We start from the raw sequence: 5,707 nt of genomic DNA, 5'->3' as shown, positions 1-5,707 counted from the left end.
CCACGTTAGCCTCTCCACGATAACCGTCTGTTCCAAAATATTTTCCCATCTTTTCTCCTTAACTTTTTTGCAAATTGAGCCAGTACATTTTTTCATTCCGGTTTGAAATATATTGCTATCCCCTTCTACCGGGTTCTTCTATCCCTTATTTTTGGAAAGGGACCTGTCTGCTGAATCTGCAAACAGGTCCTCTCTCCTTTCTATAAAAAGAAAGCTTCTTTATTCCGCTTCTAACGCCTGTAAATAACGCTTTAAAGCATCCTTCCAATGAGGAAGGCCCTGAAATCCCTCTCTCTTAAGCTTTTCTTTACTCAGTCTTGAGTTAAAGGGACGTCTTGCTCTACTTAAACCGTACTCCTCCGTAGTAACGGGAATCACCTCCGTGGAAAGTCCCACCTCTTCGTAAATGGCCTTGGTAAAGTCATACCAGGAAATGTACTCTCCTTCATTGGTGGCATGATAAGTACCATACTTTTCCGTCTCCACCATATCCACCAAAAGCCTTGCCAAATCCAAGGTATAGGTGGGACTTCCCACCTGGTCGGAAACCACTCGCACACTGGGATGCTTCTTACCCACCTGTAACATGGTCTTAATAAAGTTCTTTCCGTTTAAGCCGAAAACCCAGGCAATACGAACAATAAAATGCTCCGGTAAAACCTTTCGAATCGCCTCTTCTCCCGCAAGCTTGGAAGCTCCATACACATTGATGGGATGGAAATCTCTTTCCTCCTCTTCCCAAGGCTTTGTTCCATCACCGGAGAAAACATAGTCTGTGGAAAGATAGAGCATCTTCCCCTTTAAGTCCTTCATGACTTTTGCAAGACTTCCGGGAACCTCTCCGTTAATACGAAAAACAAAATCTCTTTTCTCCGGATCCTCCGCATCATCCACCGCAGTCCATGCAGCACAGTGAATCAGACAGTCAATCTTCTCTTCGGTAAGAATTCTTCTGGCTTCCTCTTCATTGGTCAGATCCAGTCCCACATAGGGCATCGTGCAAACCGGACTTCCGTCCATAATTCCCACATACTCCGGTTCCATGCCGGAGCCTACCGCCTCTATGCCTCTTCGAGCCAACTCATTCATCACATCATGGCCTAACTGCCCATTAACGCCGGTAACGAAAACTCTCATGCTTATTCTCCATACTGCTTCTTATAATAATCCTGATACTCTCCGGAAATGATGTGCTCCCACCAATCCTTGTGGTCCAGGTACCACTGAATAGTTACGGGAATACCGGTATCAAAGCTATATTCCGGCTTCCAACCAAGCTCAGTCTCAAGCTTCGTGGGGTCAATGGCATAACGCATATCGTGTCCGGGACGGTCTGTCACATAATGAATCAGGGATTCCGGCTTGTCTAAAGCCTTTAAAATCGTCTTCACAACCTCAAGATTGGTTCTTTCATTGTGTCCGCCAACATTGTAGACCTCTCCCACTCTTCCTTTACGGACAATGAGGTCAATAGCCTTGCAATGGTCGGTTACATAGAGCCAGTCACGAACATTCTCCCCCTTACCGTAAACAGGGATGCTTTCGTTATTTAAGGCTCTGGAAATTACCAGCGGAATCAACTTCTCCGGAAAATGATAGGGGCCGTAATTGTTGGAACAACGGGAAATGGTCACCGGCAGTCCGAAGGTTCTGTGATATGCCAGGACAAAAAGATCCGCACTTCCCTTGGAGGATGAATAGGGAGAAGAGGTTTTAATAGGAGTATCCTCTGTAAAGAAAAGGTCTGTTCTCTCTAACGGCAGGTCTCCGTATACCTCATCGGTAGATACCTGATGATAACGCTTTATACCGTACTCTCTGCAGGCATCCATTAAACAAACGGTACCCAAAACATTGGTCTTTAAAAAGATTTCCGGATCCTTTAAGGAACGATCCACATGGGACTCTGCCGCAAAGTTAATCACCACATCCGGCTTTTCCTTTGCAAATAAATCAAAGATAAAAGCTCTGTCTGTAATATCTCCCTTAATAAAACGATAATTTTTCTTTCCCTCTAAGGGAGCCAAGGTCTCCAAATTTCCTGCATAGGTCAGGCTATCCAGGCAAATCCACTCCTCATCGGGATAGGCATTTACCACAAAATGCATGAAGTTTCCTCCAATAAAGCCTGCGCCTCCGGTTACGATTGTTTTCATCTTCTCCTCCTACTGCTCCTCGATATATTTTCCGTCTAAAACATCCTTTAAGTACTTGCCATATTCATTTTTCTTTAAAAGCTCATAGGCTTCTAAAACCTTTTCCTTGCTAATCCAGCCATTACGATAGGCAATTTCTTCAAGACAGGCAATCTTTCTGTGCTCATGGGTCTCAATGGTACAAACGAAATTGGTAGCATCCACTAAGGACTCATGGGTTCCTGTATCCAGCCAGGTAAAGCCCTGTCCCAAAAGCGCCACATCCAGCTCTCCCTTTTCCAGATAGATACGGTTCAGGTCGGTGATTTCCAGCTCCCCTCTCTTGGAAGGTTTTAAGCTTTTCGCATAGTCCACAACCTTGTTGTCGTAGAAATATAAACCGGTTACACAGTAGTTGGACTTGGGCTTCTCCGGCTTTTCCTCAATAGAAATTGCCTTTCCGGCCCCGTCAAACTCCACAATACCGAAACGCTCCGGATCATCCACATAGTAGCCAAATACGGTAGCACCATGCTCCTTTGCCACAGCCTTCTTTAAGATTTCTCTAAAGCCTCTTCCGGAGAAAATGTTATCTCCCAAAATCATGGCTACCGGCTCTCCTCCGATAAACTCTTCCCCAATTAAAAAGGCTTGCGCCAATCCGTCCGGAGAGGGCTGTACCGCATACTGTAAGTTTAAACCGAAAGCCTCTCCATCCCCTAAGAGCTCCTGAAATCTGGGTGTGTCTGTAGGTGTGGAAATAATCAAAATATCCCGAATCCCCGCATCCATCAAAACGGACAAAGGATAGTAAATCATCGGCTTGTCATATATCGGAAGCAATTGCTTAGAAGTCACCCTTGTCAGCGGATATAATCTGGTGCCGGAACCTCCTGCAAGAATAATACCTTTCATGGTTTTTCTCCCCTCTTAAAATAATGCATACTGCTGTAAATTTTAGCATAGGAAAAGCAGATATACAAAGGCTTTTTCCGTTAAATTAGCTTAATTTTTATAGGAGTTTTTTTAAGAATTTTTATAAGCCTGTTTCCATCATAGACTGTTTTTCAAAAATTCGCTTAATACCTATCTCTACCTCTTATTTTTTCATAAACTCTTTTCCCTAGCTTTGCAAGGCATTTTCTCCTATGTTACACTAATAAAACATAATACTTTGCAAAAGGAGTTTAGCATGGAAAAAGCTTTAATCGCCATGAGTGGCGGTGTGGACAGCTCTGTTGCCGCAGCGCTTATGCAGGAAAGAGGATATGATTGTATCGGCATCACCATGAAATTATACGATAGTGAAACCGGACAGGCCTGCCGCAGCAGAACCTGTTGTACCTTAGAAGACGTGGAGGACGCAAGACAGGTGGCCTCTACCCTTTCCATGCCCTTTTATGTTTTGAATTTCAAGGACGATTTTCAAAAAAAAGTCATTCTTCCCTTTGTGGAGACCTATGAAAATGGCGGAACCCCCAACCCCTGTATTCGATGCAATCGTTTTATGAAGCACGATAAGCTTTACCAAAGGGCGGAGGAACTCTCCTGTTCTTATATTGTTACCGGTCACTATGCCAGAATCGAAAAGGATGAAAGCAGCGGACGTTATCTTCTGAAGAAGGCAAAAGACGAGAAAAAGGATCAAAGCTATGTACTCTATTTCTTAAGTCAGGAACAGCTGGCCCATACCCTCTTCCCCTTGGGAGAATACTCCTCTAAAGAAGAAGTCCGGGAAATTGCGGACAAATACGGTTTTATCAATTCCGATAAACCGGATTCTCAGGATATATGCTTTGTGACCAATGGAGATTATGGAGATTTTCTGGAAAAGTTCCGGGGAAAGCCTTATCCCAGCGGAGACTTTGTGGATGAAAACGGGAAAAAGCTGGGAGAACATAGAGGTACTGTCCGTTACACTATCGGTCAAAGAAAGGGCTTGGGGCTTTCCTTGAAAAAGCCCATGTATGTTTCCGGAAAAAACATCGAAAAAAATCAAGTGATTCTCTCTGACAAAGAAGGGATTTACTTTGAAGGCCTATTGGCCAATGATTTTAACTGGATCAGCCTTCCCCCAACGGAAGAAAGGACCGTAGAAGCCAAAACCCGCTATAACGGAAAGGCTGTTCCCGCAATCGTCTCTGTCCGGGAAAACGGCGACGTCTTCCTACGCTTTCCGGAAAAAGAAAGAGCCGTAACCAAAGGTCAGGCCGTGGTGCTTTATGACGGAGACTTAGTTCTCGGGGGCGGAACGATTATAGAAGGGTATAAGAAGATTTAATAAATCAAAAAAGATTTTCTAAGCAATATAGGTCTGAAACGGGGTACGCTCTCACTAGCTTAATCCAATGTATTGAAGGACTGTATTTATTATAAAGATGCGCTCTAATGCAGTATAGGTCTATAATCGGGGCACGCTCCCGCTAACCTCGCCTACGCATCGGAACTAACTTCAAGCTTCGCTTTGCTCGCTTTCAGTAAGTACCGGCGGGCTCAGATTGCCCCTCTTACAGACCTATACTGCATTATTCGCTTCACTTATTGATTTTTACAGTTCTTCACTTCGTCGGATTTCGCAAGTATCGGGCTCAGACTCCCCCGCATTCAGACCTATATTACGGAAATCCTATATTATTTTGATTTTTTAAAGTCCCTTTGTATAGAAATGAACAATCATCACTCTTTCATAAGGCGAGGATGCCGAGAGCGTGCCCCCGTTTAGACCTATACTGCATGAAAGCATAGCATGCACATATACTCATTTCTCTTTAGACATACAGAGCTTCATCCGAAAGCTTCGCCTTATGAATCAGCAGAATTCCTCCTCTTTCTTTTCCCTTTACGTTATAAAGGGCGGTATCTGCCGCAAAGGTATAGTCCCAAACCCTGTTCTTTTTCAGGGGAACGGAATTACGGATTCCTTGGGAAATGGTCACAACTCCCCCTCCCACTTCTTCCGAATGTTGTAAGTTTAAGGCTTTCACCGATTCTCCCAATTCCTTGGCATAGCTTAAAAGCTCTTCATCCTGCATATTCTCATAAATCAGAACAAATTCATCCCCGCCGTAACGGGCAGCGTAGATGCCGGGATGCTTTGCACAGAGCTTCTTGATTTCCCCGGCCACCAAACGAAGACATTCATCCCCGGCCTGATGACCGTAGCGATCATTGTACTGCTTAAAATAGTCTAAATCCACCATTTCAAAGCCCACAGGGGTTCTGGAATTATATGCTCTCTCAAAGGCGGCATCCGCAAAGGTACTCAAATGATAACGGTTGGGAAGGCCGGTTAATTCATCATGATCCGCTTTCTGGGTGAGGCGAACATTTTCCTCCTCCATAAAGGCATTCTGCTCCTTTAAATCCTCCAAATCCTTCCGAATCTTTAAAGCAAATAAAAAGGCATTGACCTTTTCCACCTCCTGCTGCTTCACCATCTCATAGTAGTGATATGCAGACTCATTCCTGGATTTCTCATCGGAAATCTTGTCAAAGTACCGTAGCTTGGATTCTAAAAAGCGTTTCTGCAATTCCGGAAGATTGATTTCCGAAAGCTTTCCCTCCAGAAGACG

5 protein-coding genes are annotated in these 5,707 nt (G+C 44.2%); 1 reads left to right on the top strand and 4 read right to left on the bottom strand.

The genetic code is table 11. The features are described 5' to 3' along the window. Nucleotides 1-219: 219 nt before the first annotated feature. The 3 genes from rfbD to rfbA are packed head-to-tail and all read right to left on the bottom strand — an operon-like array spanning nucleotide 220 to nucleotide 3,050. A complete protein-coding gene (gene rfbD, locus ACO4PX_RS08175) occupies nucleotides 220-1,137 on the bottom strand; it encodes a dTDP-4-dehydrorhamnose reductase (protein WP_485572234.1) in 918 nt (305 codons plus the stop codon). Nucleotides 1,138-1,139: 2 nt separating this feature from the next. Beyond that, nucleotides 1,140-2,156 carry a dTDP-glucose 4,6-dehydratase gene (gene rfbB / locus ACO4PX_RS08170; protein WP_485572233.1) on the bottom strand — a complete coding sequence of 339 codons (1,017 nt, stop codon included), beginning with the start codon at nucleotides 2,154-2,156 and terminating at the stop codon, nucleotides 1,140-1,142. A 9-nt stretch (nucleotides 2,157-2,165) separates the two neighbouring features. Continuing rightward, complete coding sequence (gene rfbA / locus ACO4PX_RS08165; RefSeq protein WP_314328866.1) at nucleotides 2,166-3,050, bottom strand: glucose-1-phosphate thymidylyltransferase RfbA; 885 nt, start codon at nucleotides 3,048-3,050, stop codon at nucleotides 2,166-2,168. 277 nt (nucleotides 3,051-3,327) lie between these two features. On the opposite strand from rfbA, the gene mnmA reads away from it, so the two are divergent. Continuing rightward, a complete protein-coding gene (gene mnmA, locus ACO4PX_RS08160) occupies nucleotides 3,328-4,416 on the top strand; it encodes a tRNA 2-thiouridine(34) synthase MnmA (RefSeq protein WP_485572232.1) in 1,089 nt (362 codons plus the stop codon). A 487-nt stretch (nucleotides 4,417-4,903) separates the two neighbouring features. Here mnmA and ACO4PX_RS08155 read toward each other — a convergent pair. Then, nucleotides 4,904-5,707 (bottom strand): GGDEF domain-containing protein (locus tag ACO4PX_RS08155; protein ID WP_485572231.1); only part of this gene is annotated, 804 nt, incomplete at its 5' end.

Source organism: Oribacterium sp., assembly GCF_057249185.1.
Note: the sequence above shows the minus strand (reverse complement) of the source record. Positions and strands in the feature narration are given on the sequence as shown.